Source organism: Cohnella candidum (genome assembly GCF_003713065.1).
Lineage (GTDB): Bacteria > Bacillota > Bacilli > Paenibacillales > Paenibacillaceae > Cohnella > Cohnella candidum.
This window is the reverse complement of record NZ_CP033433.1, coordinates 2467988-2485596: the sequence shown is the minus strand read 5'-3', so window position 1 is coordinate 2485596 and position 17609 is coordinate 2467988. Positions and strand designations below refer to the sequence as shown.

Below are 17609 nucleotides of genomic sequence, written 5' to 3'. Positions count from 1 at the left end.
CGGCGGGATGCCGCCGGAAAGGATACCGAAACAATGGGCATCGAGCAGCTTCTCGAGAAAGCTTCTTCCTATATGAAAGAACAGGATCTGAAGCGAATACGGGACGCCTATGAATACGCGGAAGAAGCGCATCGCGGGCAAACGAGGAAATCCGGCGAGCCTTATATCTTGCACCCAGTCGCGGTGGCGCAAATCATGGCGAACATGCAGATGGACGTCGTCACGATCGAGGCGGCCCTGTTGCATGACGTCGTGGAAGACACGAGCGTCACGATCGAAGACCTGCAGGCCCGTTTCGGCGAGACGCTCGCGGGACTGGTCGACGGCCTCACCAAGCTGGAGAGGATCCAATTCCGCTCCAAGGAAGAGCAGCAAAACGAAAACTACCGCAAAATGTTCGTGGCGATGGCCAACGACATTCGCGTCATTTTGATCAAGCTGGCCGATCGTCTCCATAACATGCGCACGCTCAAATTCCAATCGGAGGAGAGCCAGCGGCGCATTGCCCACGAAACGCTGGAAATCTATTGCCCGATCGCCCACCGGCTCGGGATCAGCACGATCAAGTGGGAAATGGAAGACATCGCCCTTCGTTTTCTGAATCCCCAGCAGTACTACCGGATCGCGCATTTGATGAAAATGAAGCGGGCCGAAAGGGAGCAGTACATCGGCGAACTGATCTCCAAAATCCAGGAGAAGCTGAGCGAAATGGGCATCCAAGGCGATCTCAGCGGCCGTCCGAAGCATATTTACAGCGTCTATAAGAAGATGACGGCGCGCAATAAGCAGTTCGACGAAATCTACGATCTGCTGGCGATCCGCATCCTCGTCGACAATATCAAAGACTGTTACGCCACGCTCGGGATCATCCACACGCTGTGGAAGCCGATGCCGGGACGCTTCAAGGACTACATCGCCATGCCGAAGGCGAACATGTACCAGTCGCTGCACACGACGATCGTCGGACCGACCGGAGAGCCGACCGAAGTGCAGATCCGCACCTACGAAATGCACCGGACGAGCGAATTCGGGATCGCGGCGCACTGGGCTTACAAAGACGGCAAAGATCAAGGCGTCGTTCCGGGAAGCTTCGGGGACAAGATGAACTGGTTCCGCGAAATCATCGAGCTCCAGCAAGAGACGCGCGACGCGGCGGAGTTCATGGAATCGCTCAAAATGGACTTTTTCACGGACCTCGTGTTCGTGTTTACGCCGAAGGGCGAGGTGTTCGAACTGCCGGCAGGTTCCGTTCCGCTGGACTTCGCGTACCGGATCCATACCGAGGTCGGCAATCGGACAATCGGCGCCAAGGTAAACGGTCGGATCGTACCGCTCGACCACAAGCTCAAAACCGGCGACATCGTGGAAATCCTGACGTCCAAGCATTCCTACGGACCGAGCCAGGACTGGCTCAAGATCGCCCAATCCTCCCATGCCCGGGCCAAAATCCGGCAGTGGTTCAAAAAGGAAAAGCGCGAGGAAAACGTCGACAAAGGCCGGGATATGCTCGAACGCGAGCTGAGGCGCATCGGTCTGGAGCCATTCGAATGGATGACCGAAGACAAGCTGCAGGAAGTCGCCCGGAAATTCACGTTTAACGACACGGAAGACATGATGTCCGCGATCGGTTTCGGCGGCATCACGGCCGCGCAGATTTGCACGCGGTTGACGGAGAAGCTCCGCAAGGAAGCCGAGGAAGCCCAGCAGATCCAACTGACGTCGGAAGTCAAGGAATTGAAGCCCAGCCCGGCCGGCGCAGCCGCCGCCCGCAAACGCGCGACGCACGGCGTCAAGGTCAAGGGCGCGGACAACCTGCTCGTTCGTTTCGCCCGTTGCTGCAATCCGGTTCCGGGGGACGACATTATCGGGTACATTACGCGGGGACGGGGCGTTTCCGTTCACCGGACGGACTGCTCCAACATTCCGACGGCCGCGGAAGGGGAAGAAGCCGCGCGCGTCATCGAGGTGGAGTGGGAGGAAGCGGTCGAAGCGAACTACAGCGTCGAGATCGAAATCCTCGGCCACGACCGCCGCGGATTGCTGAACGAAGTGCTCCAGGCGGTGTCGGAAAGCAAAACGAACATCTCGGCGGTATCGGGACGCTCGGACAAGAACAAGATGTCGATCATCCATATGACCATTCTCATCCGCAACAAGGACCATTTGCAATCGGTCGTGGAGAAAATCAAGCGGGTGAAGGACATTTTCTCCGTGCAGCGGATGATGCAATAGAGAGAACCGGAGGTTTCATCGTGAAAGTTGTCGTGCAACGGGTATCGGAAGCCCGGGTGAAAGTGGAAGAAGAGACCGTGGGCGAAATCTCCCAGGGACTACTCCTGCTTGTCGGAATCGGCCAGGAGGACGAGGATGCCGATCTCGTCTGGATGGCGGACAAGCTGTCCGGACTTCGGATCTTCGAAGACGAAAGCGGCAAAATGAACCTGTCCGTGCTGGACGTAGGCGGAGCGATCCTGTCGGTCTCCCAGTTTACGTTGTACGGCGATTGCCGCAAAGGAAGACGGCCCAACTTCATGGGGGCCGCCCGCCCCGAAACGGCGGAAGCGATGTACGAACGCTTCAACGGGTTGCTCAGGGAACGCGGCGTTTCCGTGGAGACGGGGCGTTTCGGCGCCATGATGGACGTGGGGCTCGTGAACGACGGTCCGGTCACGCTGATCGTGGACAGCCGGACGTAAACAAGTTTGAACGCGGGCGGCCAAGGCAACACTACATGACGATAACCTTTAGTTCCCAGCGGAGGGCGATCGTCATGAGGCAATCCCGCAAAGAAGCCAAAATGGAGCGGATGGCGAAGGCCGGCTTGAATCCCGAACGGAGGGAAGCGATGGCCTTCCCGGAGTTGACCCGCACGGAATTCGCGGAGGATTGGGGCAGCGGCGGACCGATGGCCGGTTCCCGTAACGGAAAGCGCCCTTCCCCCGGAGGACGCGGCTGAATCCGCGAACTTCCCGCTCAACGACAAGATCCCTTCGGACCTCGTGTCCGAAGGGATCTTTCGCGTTTTCGCCGCCCTTACTTTTGGGTCAGCGTAATGTTGTCGAGATAAACGCTTTGACCGTTGAAGTGAGGCCCTGTTGCGTTATTGCTGCCCAGCTGGAAGAGCAGCTTGGCATTGGCGTCCGAAGAAGCGCCCATCGTGAATTCATAGGAGTACGTTTGCGTGCCCGGAGTAAGCGAAATGTTCGTCGCGCCCAGGTATTTGATATTGAAGTCCGCCGCGTTTTCGACGGAGAAAATGATGTCCTTCGCTTCCGTGGCGCTCGCTTCGAAGGAAACGGAGTAAGTTTTCCCCGCGTCCAGCTGCAGATGGTCTTGGTAAACCTGCGTGGACCACGGGAACCATCCGTCGTAGTTCGCGAAAGCGATTTTCAACTTGCCGTTTTCGACCGACAAAGCGGCGTCCGACCCGTCGGCGACATACGTGCTCCACGAAGACGTATCGGTGTCGAACGTGCCGTTTTGCAAGGCGTGGCCGCCGGGAGCCGCCGTCTCGACGAGCTTCAGGTTATCGAAGAACAGCGTATGGGCGTCCGCAGGCGTCACGGCGGAGCCGTTGACGACGTTGCCGATGCAGAAGTTGAGCTTCAGGATTTGGTCCGTTTGCGACGTGAACGTCGTTTCGTACACGGCTCTGGAATCCGAGGTTACGTTGAAGAAAGCTTGCGGAATGCCGGTATTGGTGAATTCGAGCCGGATCGGCCGGTCCGCGGTGGACCAAGCGTTAAAGCTCAGTTTGTAGGTTTGGCCCGCCTTCAGTGCGATGTTCTCCTGATACAGCTGGGTCGACCAGTTCGCGCCGCCGATGCTGTAAATCTGCACTTGGGCCTTGCCGTCCGCGACGGTAAACTGGGAGCCCTGATCGGACCAGCTCAGCCAATCGGCTTGACCGGCGGAGAAGTCGCCGTTACGGATCAGGTTCCCGTCGGAATTGGCCGCTTCCTGGACGGCCGAAGCATCCGCGTAACCGTTAGCCAGTACCGTTACCGTATACGTGCTGGGAGCCGCGAACAAGCCGGCATCCAGATGCAGCGTGCCGCTGCCGAGCGCGTATTGTTCAGGCGCCAGCACGTTTCCGTTCACCTTGACGCCTGAGACGGCAGAACGCCATGCAGCATCATCCTGGAACGTCAGATCCATCGCTTGCCCGGCCGTGTTGCCGCTCGTGTCCGGAATGAGGCGAGGCGGCCGTTTGACCGGCGCGTTTTTGACTTTCAAGTCCACGTTGTCCAGCCATACCTGGTGATCGGCACCCACCGCGGTCGTCCCTTGGATCAGACCTGCGAAATATTTGAGGGAAACGGTGTCGTCATTGGGCATCGTGAATTCGAAATGCTGATGGGACGGAGCGGCGGTCACGTCGACCGTCTGATCGAGATAACGGAAATAGCTCGAGTTTTCGAGGTCGACTTCGATTTTGCGGGCCACGGAGGAGCGGACGTCGAAATCGAGCTCGTACGTGATGCCCTTGAACAGTTTCAAGCCGTCCTGGATGAACATGCCGCTCCACGGATTGGCGCCTTGGTTCGTCACGTTCAGCTTGGCTTCCCCGCCGTCCAGCGCGGCCGTCAAAGCTCCTCCGCTGTCCGTGGCGGTCACCCATGGATCCAGCCCGCCGTCGAACGTCCCGTTGGCCAGCGGATAGAAGACGACGCCGGGCTCATAGTAGACGCTCGTGCGGATCAATTTGACGTTGTCGAGCTTCACCCAGCCGGGGAAGTCTCCAAGATGGAACAGAAGCTGCGCTTCGTTATCCCGCGCCTGGTTCATCTTGAACGCGAACGTCTGCACGCCGGATTTTCCGATTTGGATGCGCTGTTTGGCGTAAGAGACCGATCCGTCCTTGCTGGCGAGCTCGACCTCGATGGTTCTCGGCAGCAGCGCGGCGGCTTCGAAAGTCAGTTTGTAATCCATGCCTTGCAGCAACTGGATCCCTTTCTGCTGCACGTCGATATTCCCGCTGCGCGCTTTGCCCGGCTTTGTGACCACGACGTTCAGCTTCCGTTCGTCCTCGAACACTTTCGCCTCGGCGCTTGCACCGCCCAGCTCGTTCACGTGCCAGAACGTCATGCGGCTGAGGTCGCCTTGATCGAAGGTGCCGTTATAGACGTGGTTGCCGTCGCCGTCGAGCGGCGTTTTGGGGGCGTCATAATCGATCGGAATGCCGTCGATTTCCACCAAGCGCACGTTGCCGATCCAGACGCTTTGGGCGTTCAGGCCGGCGTTGAATTCGGTGCGCGCGGCGATGTCGGTGTCCTGCTTCATCTGGAACGCCATCTCGTAGTGCTTCACGTCGGTCGTCAACTTGACGTTGGAAGCCGGGGAATATGCGGCATACCCGCGGGAAGCCCCTCCGGTCAACCGCACGGACATCGTGCGCTCGCCGGCCGCTTTGGCGTCGAAGCTCAGCTTATAGTAACGCCCTTTGGCGATCGAGACGTCATTGAGCAACTGTACGGAATAAGGCTGCCAGCCTCCCGAAGCGATCGAAAGTTTGGCGAAGTTCTGCCCGTTCACGTTGTCGATCGAGACCGTTCCGCTGCCGCCTTCGCCCGTGAACAACCTCCAATAGTCGGTATTCGGAACGTCGCCCAGGTTCGGGACGCTCGGGTCATCCTGGTTAAACTGGCCGTTGTAAACCAGGTTGCCGTCCGGAAGCGGCTGCCTGGCGTCGGCCGGCAGCGGGTCTTTCGGCATCGTCGGCGGGATCGGATCGCGATAAGGCCGGTTGACGAGATCATAGACGCGGACGTAGTCGATTTCCATCGTTTTCGGGAACGAGACGGAGTCGTCCGGATTGCCGTCGAAATTGCCGCCGACCGCCAGGTTCATGAGCAGGTGGAACGGCTTGTCGAACGGAGCGGGGTACGTGTTGGGGACCGGCTGATACAGGCTTTGGCTGTACCAGTCGTTCTGGGTTTGGTATAGGACGCCGTCGACGTACCAGCGGATTTCGCCCGGCTCCCACTCGATGGCGTACGTGTGGAAATCCTCGACCGTGCTGTTGTTCGGAAGCGTATACGATTTGCCCGTATAGGTGTTGCCGGGCCATTGCTGGCCGTAATGGATCGTGCCGGCGACCGTGTTCGGCTTGCTGCCCCAGCCTTCCATGATGTCGAGTTCCCCGGATGCCGCCCATGTTCCGTATTCGTTGTCTTCCGGCAGCATCCAGATCGCGGGCCACAAGCCTTTGCCCGTCGGCAGCTTGGCGCGGATTTCGTATTTGCCGTAGGCTTTGCTGAACAAGCCTTTCGTTTTGATCCGCGTCGACGTGTAGCCGAAGCCCTGGTAATTTTCCTTACGGGCGGTGATGACCAGCTTGCCGTCCTTTTCTTTCACATTCTCCGGCCGGTCGGTATAGTACTCCAGCTCGTTATTGCCCCAACCTCCGGAGCCGTTGCCGATATCGAAGGTCCATTTTTTCGGATCGATCTTGCCGTCGTTGAATTCGTCGCTCCATACCAGTTTCCAGTTATCCTTTTTCGGGCCTTTGCTTTGCGCGTTGTCCGGGGAGTCGGCTCCGGCTGCCGCCGGCCATGCCGACAGGGCGAGGAGGCCGGCGCACAACGCGGCCGTAAAAGGCTTCTTGCCGAATTTCATCCGTTTCATCGGTAAGCTCCTCTCTGGGTCTCTGCATTCTGGCTTGCGTGAAGTCCGCGGCTGAAGTCTTCGACCTCCTTCCGAAAAGGGGAGAATATTGACAGCGCTTACAACTTCGTGTCGAAATCGGTCCCAAGCGAGACGTCGTCGGAAAACGCAATAATGTCTCACGTGGGACATTTTCGGCTACTCCCCATATTAGGGGCATGAAGGCAAATTGTCAAATACGTTCGGCGGGCATGCAGGAGCCGCGAACGGCAAGCTCCGCCTGGAAGACGGGGATCGGTTTTTCGGCGTCTTCGGCATCTCCGTCCAGCGTCTCGATCAGATAAGCGGTAAGCGTTTCGGCCATCTCCACGCGCGGAACCCGGACGGAAGTGAGGGGAGGCTGCATGTACTGCGAAATCAGCAGGTCGTCGAATCCGATGACGGAAATGTCCTGGGGGACGCGAACGCCCAACTCCGACAGCGTCCGGAGCGCGCCGTAGGCCATGAGATCGTTGGAGCAAAACAGCGCCTGCGGCAAGCGACCTTCCGAAGTCCAGCGCCGGATCGCCTCGGCACCGTCCTGTTCGATGAACCGGCCGAAGTGGATGTTCGAATCGGGCACTTCGATCCCGCGTTCTTCCGCGGCCTGGAGAAAGCCCGCCAGCCGTTCGGGGGAACACGCGATGTTCATGTCTCCGGTGACGATCGCCAGATCGGTATGGCCCAGGTCGAGCAAATAAGAAGCGGCCCGATAGGCGGCTGCCCGATTGTCCAAAGGGGGGACCGGAACGCCGGCTGGCGGCGCGTTCAGGTTGTTCTGGTCGAAAACGGCGATGCGAAAACCGGCGGAAGCCGCGCGCTCAACGATGTCTTGTACGTTCGACCAACTGACGACGATGCCCGCGTCGATGCTCTTCTGCCGGTACAGGCTCATTAGCGGATCGGGATCGGAAACGTCGAGGATCGTGATCAGCGTTTTGTAGCCGGCGTACGTGCATTGGTTGATGATGCCCCCGATGACGGCGCCGAAATACAAGTCGTCGGTGTGGAGCTGATATCGGCCTTCTTCTTGGATGATGAAAATGCCGATGGTATGCGTCCTTTTGTTGGTGAGCTTGCGGGCGGTCGCGTTCGGCTCGTAATGGTGCTCTTCCATGATGAGGCGTATTTTCTCTTTCGTTTCGGGCTTGACGCTGGGCGATCCGTTCAGCGCGCGCTGAACCGTTTTCCGGGAAACGCCGGCGAGGCGGGCGATATCGAAAATATTCATGGCGGCCTTCCTGTCCATTGGGAATCTAACCGATTACCGTCAAGTCTAGCGGGTCGGAAGGAAGCGGTCAATCTTGGCGGCGGAAGGCGCGTATTGTAATGGAATTGTAACCTGCCGTTTACGTGCCTTTAAAATGAATGGACTAGGATAAAGAAGACCCCCTTTTTTCTTATATATTTCGCTTGGCCTGCCGAATTGACGGCAGGTTCTTTTCTTTGGTACAATGTGAAGCAATTGTATCTTGCATGAGATTCCATGACGGGAAGAAGTACTCCGCCCCCAAGCCCCCAGAGAGGAAAGCCTTCGGCTGCAAGCTTTCCGGCGATGAACGGACGAACGACATCCCCGAGAACCGGGTACGAAAGGCGACGAGCCGAGTAGGACCGCGGCGTGCACCGGGCGTTAACCGGCAATGAAGAGCGGGAGACGCGCCGGCATCGGCGTTCCCGAACCACGGGTGGTACCGCGGAAGCCGACACGCTTCCGTCCCAGACAACATGTTTGGGGCGGAAGCTTTTTTATTTCGGTCTGGCAAAGATTCCGGATCTTCCGTTCATACTTAACGGCAAACGAGAAAGGGTGGTCTGCATGGCGTTTCAAAAACCGCCGGGCACGCAGGACGTGCTTCCCGGCACGGTAGAGAATTGGCAGTACGTTGAAGGAAAGGCGCGGGACCTGTGCCGGCGTTACCGGTTCCGGGAAATCCGCACCCCGATGTTCGAGACGACCGAACTGTTCCAACGCGGGGTCGGCGAAACGACGGACATCGTCGAGAAAGAAATGTACACGTTCACGGACCGGGGGAACCGCAGCATGACGCTTCGGCCGGAAGGCACGGCGGGCGTCGTCCGCTCGTACGTGGAGAACAAAATGTACGGAGAGCCGGACATCGCGAAACTGTACTACATCGGACCGATGTTCCGGTACGAGCGTGCGCAAGCCGGCCGCTACCGCCAGTTCCACCAATTCGGCGTCGAAGCGATCGGGTCGGAGGACCCGGCGCTGGATGCGGAAGTGATCGCGCTGGGCTATCAATTTTACACGGAGCTCGGCTTGACCGGCATCACGGTGGAGATCAATTCCGTCGGCACGACGGCCGACCGCGCGGGGTATCGTTCCAAGCTGCTCGAGTTCCTGGAGCCGATGCGGGGCAGCTTGTGTAAAGACTGCCAGTCGCGGATGGACCGCAACCCGCTGCGCGTGCTGGACTGCAAGGTTGACCAGGATAAGTTCGAAGGCGCTCCTTCGATCCTCGACAGCCTGGACGAAGCAAGCACGGCGCACTTCAACACGGTGCTGAAGTGCTTGGAGGCGATGGACGTCCCTTACCGGGTGAACCCGCGAATGGTTAGGGGGCTCGATTATTACACGCTGACGGCTTTCGAATATAAGGCCCAAGGCATCGGCTCCATCGACACCATCGGCGCCGGCGGCCGTTACAACGGGCTGGTGGCCGAGATCGGCGGAGACGACAAGCCCGGCGTCGGGCTCGGCATCGGGCTGGAGCGGACGCTGCTGATGCTGGAAAGCCAGAACGTGAAGCCGGAGTCCGGAACCGGCGTGGACGTGTACCTGATCGGCTTCGGAGAACGTGCGGAAAGCGAATTGCCCGGCCTCATCCAGAAGCTGAGAGCCGAAGGTTTGTCCGCAGACCGGGATTACCAAGGACGTAAGCCCAAGGCGCTGTTCAAGGCGGCGGATCGCGCGGGCGCACGCTATGCCGCGGTCCTCGGCGACGACGAGCTGGACCGCGGGGAAATCGGCCTCAAGAACCTGGCGACGGGAGAACAAAAGCAAGTTCCGCTGGCCAACCTGGCGAATGCGGTGAAACAATCGATAATCGAAGAGAAAAAGGGGAACAACGACCAATGATGCTCAAAAACAACGATTGCGGCACGCTGACGAAACAACACGTAGGAGAAACCGTCGTTTTGAACGGATGGGTGCAGGGATGGCGCGATTTCGGCGGCATTCTGTTCATCGACCTCCGCGACCGCACCGGCATCGTGCAAATCGTCTTCAATCCCGCATTTAACGAGAAAGCGCTGGAAATCGCCAGCCGGGCGCGCAATGAATACGTGCTCGCGGTAAAAGGCAAAGTCGTCCAACGCGACCAGGAAACTTACAACCTCAACATTCCGACGGGCGAAATCGAAGTCCAGGTGTCGGAGGTCGAAATCCTCAATGCCGCCAAAACGCCTCCGTTCCCGATCGAAGACGGCGTGGAAGTGGATGAATCCCTCCGCCTGAAGTACCGTTATCTGGACCTCCGCCGTCCGGAAATGCAGAAAACGCTGCTGCTCCGCTCGAAGGCGACCAAAGTGTTCCGCGATTATCTGGACGAGAACGGGTTCATCGACGTGGAGACGCCGATTCTGACCTTGAGCACGCCGGAAGGCGCGCGTGACTATCTCGTGCCGAGCCGCGTTCATCCGGGCGAGTTTTTCGCGCTGCCGCAATCGCCGCAATTGTTTAAGCAATTGCTGATGGTCGGCGGTTTGGAGCGTTACTACCAAGTGGCTCGCTGCTTCCGGGACGAAGACTTGCGGGCGGACCGCCAGCCGGAATTCACGCAGGTGGACATCGAGACTTCGTTCCTGTCGCAGGATCAGCTGCTGGGCATGATGGAGACCTTGATGGCCCGGTTGTTCCGGGAAACGATCGGCGTGGAAATCCCGACGCCGTTCCAACGGCTGACCTATAAGGACGCCATCCACAAGTACGGCTCCGACAAGCCGGATCTCCGGTTCGGCTTGGAAATCGAAGACGTGACGGATATCGTGAAAAACAGCGACGTGAAGGTATTCGCATCCGTAGCCGCTTCCGGAGGCGTCGTGAAGGCGTTGAACGCCAAGGGCTGCGCTTCCTGGAGCCGCAAGGAGCTCGACGACCTGCAGCCGTTCGCGGCCCGTTACGGCGGCAAGGGCATCGCCTGGATCACCGTGAAAGAAGGCGAGTGGCGCGGTCCGATCGTGAAGTTCTTCAAACCCGAAGAAATCGCGGCGCTCACCGAGAAGCTCGGCGTCGAAGAGGGAGACCTGCTCTGCTTCTCCGCCGACAAGCTCAAAACGGCGGCGGACGTCATGGGCAACCTGCGCCTCAAGGTCGGCCGCGAGCTGGGCCTGATCGACAACAGCGCGTACAAGTTCCTGTGGGTCGTCGATTTCCCGCTGCTCGGCTGGGACGAGGACGGCAACCGCTGGGTGGCCGAGCACCATCCGTTCACCCGTCCGAACGACGAGGACCTGCCGCTGTTCGATACCGATCCGGGCGCGATTCGGGCGCAAGCTTATGACATCGTGCTGAACGGCTATGAAGTGGGCGGGGGTTCCATGCGGATTTTCCGCCGCGAAGTCCAGGAGAAAATGTTCCAAGCGCTCGGATTCACGCCCGAAGAAGCGAAGGAAAAGTTCGGCTTCTTCCTCGACGCGTTCGAATACGGCACCCCGCCGCACGGCGGCATCGCGTTCGGCCTCGACCGGCTCGTCATGCTGCTGGCCGGCCGTACGAACCTCCGCGAGACGATCGCGTTCCCGAAGACGGCAAGCGCGACCGACCTGCTGACCGATGCGCCGTCCGCGGTTTCCGACCGTCAACTGGAGGACCTGCACATTCGTCTCTCCGCCAAAGCCGTTGCGGCGCAAACGAAAAGCGCGGCACCGGCGGCCGCCGCCGAAGCCGCCGCGCAGTCTTAAGCAAAGGAGCGGGATGAGGGATGCTGCATCAATTCTCCCGAACGGAATTGGCCATCGGCCCGGAAGGGCTTGAAGTTCTGAAAGGCAGTACGGTGGCGGTGCTGGGCATCGGCGGAGTCGGTTCGATCGCCGCCGAGGCGCTTGCCCGCTCGGGCGTCGGCCGGATCGTGATGATCGATAAGGACGTCGTCGATATCACCAACATCAACCGCCAAATCCACGCCTTGACCACGACGGTCGGGCAGCCGAAAGCCGATCTGATGCGCGACCGCATTCTGCTTATCAATCCGGAATGCGACGCGATCTCGCTGCGGATGTTCTATACGGAAGAGACGGCGGAGGAACTGTTCAAGTTCCCGCTGGACTACGTCGTCGACGCATCGGACACGATTTCGTACAAGATCCACTTGATTAAAGAATGCCTGAAACGCGACATCCCGATCATCTCCAGCATGGGCGCGGCGAACAAAATGGACCCGACGAAGTTCCAGGTGGCCGACATCTCCAAAACGACGATGGATCCGATCGCCCGCGTCGTCCGCCAGAAGCTGCGGAAGGACGGGATCAAGAAGGGCGTCAAGGTCGTGTTTTCGACCGAGGCGCCACTCAAGCCGCGGGAGGACGTCACCCAGAGAATCGTCCCGGAGAACGCGCCGAAGGAAATCCGCAAGGCCCAGCAGCCGCCGGCGAGCAACGCGTACGTTCCGCCCGTCGCGGGACTGATTATGGTCAGCGTCGTCATTCGCGAATTGCTGGAGTTTAAAGGAGCCAACGGCGATGGATGAGGCGTTGGTCAAAAAGCTGAAGCTGCCGGCAAGCGGCAGGATCGCAATCGTGGAGCCTCCGGAAGGCTATTTGGAGGCGATCGGACGCGATCCGGCCGACATCCGATACGACCCGGAAGGCGTCGGTACTTACGACTTCGTGCAAGTGTTCGCGCGGAATTCGGCCGACGTCGAACGGCTGGCGCCAGAGGCCATTCGAGCGGTGAAACCGGACGGGCTGCTGTGGATGTGCTATCCGAAAGGCACGTCCAAGCTGAAAACGGACATCAACCGGGATACGGGCTGGAAAACGGTGTCCGAGGCAGGGTGGGAAGGCGTGTCGCTCATTTCGGTAGACGATACATGGTCCTCGATGCGGTTCCGTCCGCGGGAAGCGGTCGGAAAGACGCGTATGACTCCGGCGGAACGACGGGCCGCGGCAGCGGGCAAGGAACCGCAGGCTCCCTTGGAAACGCCGGACGACCTGCGCCAGGCTTTGGACGCCGCTCCTGAAGCGGCCTCGGTTTTCGACAAGCTGGCACCCTCCCACCGCAAGGAATACATCACTTGGATTTTGGATGCCAAGAAGGCCGAAACGCGGGTTTCCCGGATCGTGAAAGCCGTGGATAAGCTCGGCAAAGGGTTGAAACGCCCGTCGGACAAGGAATAGCAGGCTATGAACAACAAGAAGGCAGTCCGCACGCTTCTCGGCGCGCAGGCTGCCTTTTGCTTTGCCGTTCGCTTCGTTAGCTTAAGGCTTATGGATCGTCTTCACGTGATCCAGGTGGATGAACGTGCTTGTTCCGTCCGCGATAACCAATTCGATGAGGCTTCCCGAAACGGATTTGAGCATCCCGATCTTACCGGGGTGCTCACCTAAATTAAGAACGATGAATTCACCTTCGAATTTTTTGAGCTGTTGGTCGAACGTGCGGGCAAGCGTCGCGGGCATCGGATGGACCGGGAATTTTTCCTGTCCCAGCGCATAAGGAGTGTTTTCTCCGCCGTAAGGAATCAACGTCTTCAGATGCTTCATCGATACGTAAAGCGAGCGGTACAGGGGAGAGCAGAAGACGAAGAAGTCGTTCATGATGCTCGTCACGTAGCCGTGGACGGAGGGGTTGCCGGCGATATACAGTTCGGAAAACATGCCTTTCGCGTTCATGAGCACTTTCCGGTAGGACACTTCCGCCGTCCCTTCCAGCGGAGGATCGGGCGGCGGGCCGACACCGGATTCCGACGCGGGACAGCGGGTCAGTTGCTGCAGATGAACGAGAGGCACGTAGAGAAGCCGCGTTCCGTTATGCAAAACCAGGATATCGCTGCCCAATTCCACCAGCGTTCCTTTGAGGGGGACGCGGCTGCCCGATACGGTGAGGGAGACCGGCTGGTTCAGATAAATGTTCATGGCTCGGCGGAAGCACCTCCTTCGCGGTCGCGGCTATTGACGGGGAAGAGACGTCGTCAACTTCCGCTGCGATCGCGTCTGCGTTTCCCGCTAGAGTGACTGCGATTCCCGTTGGAGTGGCTCCGGTTGCCATTCGAATGACTGCGATTCCCGTTCGGGTGACTGCGGTTGCCGCTACTGATCGGGGCTTGTCCGCTTCTGCCCGGATGGCGGTCATGACCTTGACTGCCGCTCGAGCCGCGGGAGGTGCCTCCCGTAATGCTTCTGACGTGCCGGACGTCGACGAAAATGATGAAGCCCATGGAATCCAGTACGAGCACATCGCCGATTACGGCAAGCAAAGTCCCTTGTACGCTGTCGGGACTGCCGCGATTGATGATCACGTTGCGTCCGACCAACTGCCTGGCTTGGCCGAGGACGTGATGGGAGGAACGATGCTGATGATGCTCATGGGGGTTGTGCATGGAAAACATGAATCATTCTCCTTTCTGAATGATGGAGGGAATTTATACATCATAGTTATGTAGGACCGAAATAAAGAGAAACGGTTGGTTGTCCGATAAGTTCCCAAAATTCCGCGAAACGGAAGGAATGCAATCGCCCCGTCAGGCATGCCTGACGGGGCGGCCATTAAAGCCCGAACAGGTCGGCGGCTTTGCCGCGTTCGATCCGCACGGCGGTCAGCAATTTGGCGGCCGGCACCGGGCTGCCGTTCCGGTAAGGGTTCTTCGCCGTTTCGTGGAACAGATGAGGAAAAAGCAGATCGATCCGAAGCAGTTCCGTTTGTTCGCCCCCGAGCGGATGGACGTCGTTATACCACTTCAGTATGCGAGCGAATAATTCCGGATCCCATCGTCCTTTGACCTGCATGCGTTTCAGGATGAGCTTCCTTAAATCCCGGGCCGGAAAGTCGTAGGTGACGCTGTCCAAATCGAGGACGGTCCCTCCCTCGCCGTGTAGAAGGACGTTTCCTTCGCTGAAGTCCTGGTGGCACAGATGCGGCGAACCCGACCGCACGAGCGAGTCGTAGGCAGATTCGCCCAGCTCCGACCTCGCTTGGCCGGCGATTCGGATCAAGTCCTGCCAGTAAGGCTTCAAGACGGATTCCAGCTTGCGGTCGGAGCCGCCCTCCTGCCACTGCCTGAGATGGGCCTCCATCGCCTCATACTGCTCCGGCCACTTTCCCCATTTGGACGATTCGCGGCAACGGACCTCCGGACGGAATCCGGCGGAAGCGGCATGGAAGCGGGCGAGCAGCCTTACCGCCTGGCGCAGGTCCGCAGGAGCTCCGAACGAAGGTTTTCGCCCCGTCGTCCAATCGTACAGCATGTAAACGTGTCCGCCGTTTTCCGCGAAAGGCTCCCGCCCGCGCGTCAGCCGCACGGAAGGCACCGGCCCGCCGCGGTCCTGCAGGTGCTTCTGGGCTTGGATCGCGAAGAGCATTCGGTCCTTGCCGTATTTAAACCTCTTCAGGCCGAGCGGGCCGCCCGACGCGTCGACTTTCCAAATGGCCTTCGATTCCGCGGCATGCACCAGCCGGACGTTCCGGACTTCGACCGCGTATTGCTCCAGCACGCGTATCGCGTCGCCGGCCGAAGAGACCGTCATGCGCGCTTCCCCTCCCCGGCCAACCGTACAATGGCATCCCAACGGTTCAGCACTTCCATTTTGGACGTCTCCGCTCGAATCATCGTTTTCAGCTTCTCTAACGCGGTTTCGTCTTTCCAGCCCGATTCCATTCGGCGCCCGAAAAACTTGCTCGAGATTCCGTAAAACAAGTGGGGGAACAGCAAATCCGTTTTCACGACGCGGTATTCCGATTCGTTCAGGGGATGCGCCGCATGGTAGGCTTGCAGCATAACGGCCGCTTTGCTCTCGTTCCAGCCGCTCTTTTTCATCACTTTATTGAAAATTTTCCGGAGGTCCCGCGCCGGCAGGTCGTAGGTGAGCGAATCCATGTCGATGACGTGGATGCCGTCCGCATTCAGGATCAGATTTCCGGACGCGAAATCCTGGTGGCACAGGTTTTTGATCCGGTCGATCTTGGCGACCCATTCGCGGTACGCGTCGCCGTTAAGGGTCTCGAGCGCTTCCCGTCCCTGCCGGATGAATTCGTCTGCATGCTTCAGGTACAGCTTGTCGAAGGGGGAAGCGGCGGCGCGGGCTTGCCGGCGGAACGCTTCCAAATCTTCAAGGTGCTTGCGGTAGCCTTCCGCCCAGCGGCCGAGGTGGCTCCGTTCCTCTCCGTCGCCGCTGCCCTGGAAGCCGCGGGAGGCCAGATGGAACCGGCCAAGCGTTCGCATGATGCGGCGCAGCTCGGACGGCGAACCGTATTCCGGAGAACGGCCGTCGACCGCGTCGGTCAAGGTGTAGCAAGCCTCGCCCAGCCGCACATAGTCGGTGCCGTCCCGGGCGCGGACGAGCGCGGGTACCGGCGCCCCGTTCGCGCGAAGATGCCGGACGGCCTGGCAGAGAAACCGCAGCCGGGGTTCCGACGCCGGAGACTTTTTCAGGATTTTCGCGCCTTGATCGGTCTTGACGTGCCAAACGGCTTTCTTGCCTTTCCAAGAGAGGAGCCGGCAATCGCGTGCGGAGAGCGGGAAGAGCTTCAGGATCTCCTTCGGGTCCGGGCTCATCGTCTCCGGCTCCTCCGGCGGGACGCGACCGCGACGCCGAACGCTTCTTCGTATACGCGATCCAACCGATCCGCAACGTGCTCGAAAGTGAAGTCGTCTTCCACGAACCTGCGGCCGTTGATGGCCATTCGCCTGGCCTCATCCGGCCTCGACAGCAGGTAGTTGATGTTCCGGGCGAAGGCCGAAGGCTTCCAATAATCCTGAACGACGAGCCCGTTGTCCATATCGCGGATGACCTCGGCGTTGCCGCCGCGGTCGGTGGTGACGATGGGGACGCCGGCGGCCATCGCTTCATAATGGACGCGGGCGAGCGGCTCCTGCCATTGGGAGCTGCAGACGAACACGTCAGCCATCAAATAGTAGTCGGGAATCTGGTCGGCGGGCACGAACTTCGTGAATTTGATTTTGTTGCCGTAAGGTTTGGCCATCGCGTACAGCTCACGGACGTAGTCGTTCACCGTATTGTCGCTGAACCATTTTCCGCCGACGATCACGAGCGCGGCATCCGGATGTTCGGACCAGACTTCCTTCATCGCTTTGATCAGGATGTGGGGGCCCTTTTTGTCCGTAAGCCGGCCGACGAACAACACGACCTTTTTTCCCGTCAAGCCGTATTTTTTCAGCAGCCTCGCACGGATTCCGGGAGCTTCCGGATCCCATGCCGTGCGGTAGCGGGACAGGTCGAAGCCGGAATAGACCGTCTGAACCTTCGGCCGGGCGGACGGGAACCGCTGCGTAACGGTGGAACCGATATAGTCGCTGACCGTAATGATTTTCTCCGCGTCGCGGATCGCGCGAAGGCCTTCGCTGTCGCCCAGCTTGGCGCGGTTGAACATGTCGTTGTGCAGGCTGACGACGAATTTGCTGGCGGGGGCTGCCGCTTTGTACCGGGAAACGTTGCGGGGGCGGTTGAAGACATGAACGACGTCGTAGGCGTGTTTGGACAACGAACGGGCGACGCTCCCCACGTAAGCGGACGCCGGAAATCGGATGTAACGGATGCCGTCCCGGGTTTCCAGATTCGGAAGTTTCGGATCGGTGATCGAGTAAATCGTTAAATCGTGCCTGCGGGCCAGCAGAGGGGCAACCCCGTCGATCATGATCTGGATGGCTCCGCCTTTGATCGCCGGGCTCGGCAGCATTTCGGTGCAAATGAACGCGAGCTTCAAGCCGTTCTTCCTCCCTTAGGGTACCGAGCTTGACAGGGTGAGACTCCCTGCGGCCGATACG

Annotated in this window: 14 protein-coding genes; 7 read left to right on the top strand and 7 right to left on the bottom strand. The window is 59.4% G+C overall.

Annotated features, from left to right (window positions below; translation table 11 throughout):
• Window positions 1-33: 33 nt before the first annotated feature.
• From EAV92_RS11705 to EAV92_RS11695, 3 genes are all read left to right on the top strand, one after another.
• Window positions 34-2232, top strand: coding sequence for a RelA/SpoT family protein (locus EAV92_RS11705; RefSeq protein WP_123041256.1), 2199 nt, complete (start codon window positions 34-36; stop codon window positions 2230-2232).
• 20 nt (window positions 2233-2252) lie between these two features.
• On the top strand, window positions 2253-2696 hold the full coding sequence (dtd, locus tag EAV92_RS11700; RefSeq protein WP_123041255.1) for a D-aminoacyl-tRNA deacylase: 444 nt from the start codon (window positions 2253-2255) through the stop codon (window positions 2694-2696).
• Between the two features lie 74 nt (window positions 2697-2770).
• Window positions 2771-2956: a hypothetical protein gene (locus tag EAV92_RS11695; RefSeq protein WP_123041254.1), complete on the top strand. Its 186-nt coding sequence runs from the start codon at window positions 2771-2773 to the stop codon at window positions 2954-2956.
• Between the two features lie 77 nt (window positions 2957-3033).
• Here the strand turns inward: EAV92_RS11695 and EAV92_RS11690 are convergent, their stop codons facing one another.
• The gene (locus tag EAV92_RS11690; RefSeq protein ID WP_164472740.1) at window positions 3034-6627 is read right to left on the bottom strand and encodes a carbohydrate binding domain-containing protein; all 3594 of its coding nucleotides are present in this window, start codon (window positions 6625-6627) and stop codon (window positions 3034-3036) included.
• Between the two features lie 211 nt (window positions 6628-6838).
• Window positions 6839-7876: a LacI family DNA-binding transcriptional regulator gene (locus EAV92_RS11685; RefSeq protein WP_123041252.1), complete on the bottom strand. Its 1038-nt coding sequence runs from the start codon at window positions 7874-7876 to the stop codon at window positions 6839-6841.
• A gap of 588 nt (window positions 7877-8464) precedes the next feature.
• On the opposite strand from EAV92_RS11685, the gene hisS reads away from it, so the two are divergent.
• From hisS to EAV92_RS11665, 4 genes are read left to right on the top strand one after another with little or no spacing between them, the layout of a single operon-like run.
• Window positions 8465-9748, top strand: coding sequence for a histidine--tRNA ligase (hisS, locus tag EAV92_RS11680; protein ID WP_123043696.1), 1284 nt, complete (start codon window positions 8465-8467; stop codon window positions 9746-9748).
• The gene (aspS, locus tag EAV92_RS11675) at window positions 9745-11571 is read left to right on the top strand and encodes an aspartate--tRNA ligase (protein WP_123041251.1); all 1827 of its coding nucleotides are present in this window, start codon (window positions 9745-9747) and stop codon (window positions 11569-11571) included. Before hisS ends, aspS begins: the two co-directional genes overlap by 4 nt.
• Before the next feature lie 20 nt (window positions 11572-11591).
• Window positions 11592-12356, top strand: coding sequence for a tRNA threonylcarbamoyladenosine dehydratase (locus EAV92_RS11670; RefSeq protein WP_123041250.1), 765 nt, complete (start codon window positions 11592-11594; stop codon window positions 12354-12356).
• A complete protein-coding gene (locus EAV92_RS11665) occupies window positions 12349-13005 on the top strand; it encodes a YdeI/OmpD-associated family protein (protein WP_123041249.1) in 657 nt (218 codons plus the stop codon). The genes EAV92_RS11670 and EAV92_RS11665 overlap by 8 nt, the downstream gene beginning before the upstream one ends.
• 81 nt (window positions 13006-13086) lie before the next feature.
• On the opposite strand, the gene EAV92_RS11660 is transcribed toward EAV92_RS11665, so the two are convergent.
• The 5 genes from EAV92_RS11660 to EAV92_RS11640 form a co-directional block, all read right to left on the bottom strand.
• Entirely contained in the window at window positions 13087-13743 is a 657-nt protein-coding gene (locus EAV92_RS11660; protein WP_123041248.1) for a DUF2642 domain-containing protein, read from the bottom strand.
• Between the two features lie 56 nt (window positions 13744-13799).
• Window positions 13800-14216: a hypothetical protein gene (locus tag EAV92_RS24550; protein ID WP_164472739.1), complete on the bottom strand. Its 417-nt coding sequence runs from the start codon at window positions 14214-14216 to the stop codon at window positions 13800-13802.
• 157 nt (window positions 14217-14373) lie between these two features.
• Window positions 14374-15351, bottom strand: coding sequence for a CotS family spore coat protein (locus EAV92_RS11650; protein ID WP_123041246.1), 978 nt, complete (start codon window positions 15349-15351; stop codon window positions 14374-14376).
• On the bottom strand, window positions 15348-16379 hold the full coding sequence (locus EAV92_RS11645; RefSeq protein WP_123041245.1) for a CotS family spore coat protein: 1032 nt from the start codon (window positions 16377-16379) through the stop codon (window positions 15348-15350). Before EAV92_RS11645 ends, EAV92_RS11650 begins: the two co-directional genes overlap by 4 nt.
• Complete coding sequence (locus tag EAV92_RS11640; RefSeq protein WP_123041244.1) at window positions 16376-17548, bottom strand: glycosyltransferase family 4 protein; 1173 nt, start codon at window positions 17546-17548, stop codon at window positions 16376-16378. Before EAV92_RS11640 ends, EAV92_RS11645 begins: the two co-directional genes overlap by 4 nt.
• Window positions 17549-17609 lie beyond the last annotated feature (61 nt).

What these genes read in the sequence shown, in the direction of transcription:
- EAV92_RS11705 (WP_123041256.1), top strand. Translation starts at nt 34, where the DNA reads ATGGGCATCGAGCAGCTTCTCGAGAAAGCTTCTTCCTATATGAAAGAA.
- EAV92_RS11695 (WP_123041254.1), top strand. Translation starts at nt 2,771, where the DNA reads ATGAGGCAATCCCGCAAAGAAGCCAAAATGGAGCGGATGGCGAAGGCC.
- EAV92_RS11690 (WP_164472740.1), bottom strand. Translation starts at nt 6,627, where the DNA reads ATGAAACGGATGAAATTCGGCAAGAAGCCTTTTACGGCCGCGTTGTGC.
- EAV92_RS11685 (WP_123041252.1), bottom strand. Translation starts at nt 7,876, where the DNA reads ATGAATATTTTCGATATCGCCCGCCTCGCCGGCGTTTCCCGGAAAACG.
- hisS (WP_123043696.1), top strand. Translation starts at nt 8,465, where the DNA reads ATGGCGTTTCAAAAACCGCCGGGCACGCAGGACGTGCTTCCCGGCACG.
- aspS (WP_123041251.1), top strand. Translation starts at nt 9,745, where the DNA reads ATGATGCTCAAAAACAACGATTGCGGCACGCTGACGAAACAACACGTA.
- EAV92_RS11670 (WP_123041250.1), top strand. Translation starts at nt 11,592, where the DNA reads ATGCTGCATCAATTCTCCCGAACGGAATTGGCCATCGGCCCGGAAGGG.
- EAV92_RS11665 (WP_123041249.1), top strand. Translation starts at nt 12,349, where the DNA reads ATGGATGAGGCGTTGGTCAAAAAGCTGAAGCTGCCGGCAAGCGGCAGG.
- EAV92_RS11660 (WP_123041248.1), bottom strand. Translation starts at nt 13,743, where the DNA reads ATGAACATTTATCTGAACCAGCCGGTCTCCCTCACCGTATCGGGCAGC.
- EAV92_RS24550 (WP_164472739.1), bottom strand. Translation starts at nt 14,216, where the DNA reads ATGTTTTCCATGCACAACCCCCATGAGCATCATCAGCATCGTTCCTCC.
- EAV92_RS11650 (WP_123041246.1), bottom strand. Translation starts at nt 15,351, where the DNA reads ATGACGGTCTCTTCGGCCGGCGACGCGATACGCGTGCTGGAGCAATAC.
- EAV92_RS11645 (WP_123041245.1), bottom strand. Translation starts at nt 16,379, where the DNA reads ATGAGCCCGGACCCGAAGGAGATCCTGAAGCTCTTCCCGCTCTCCGCA.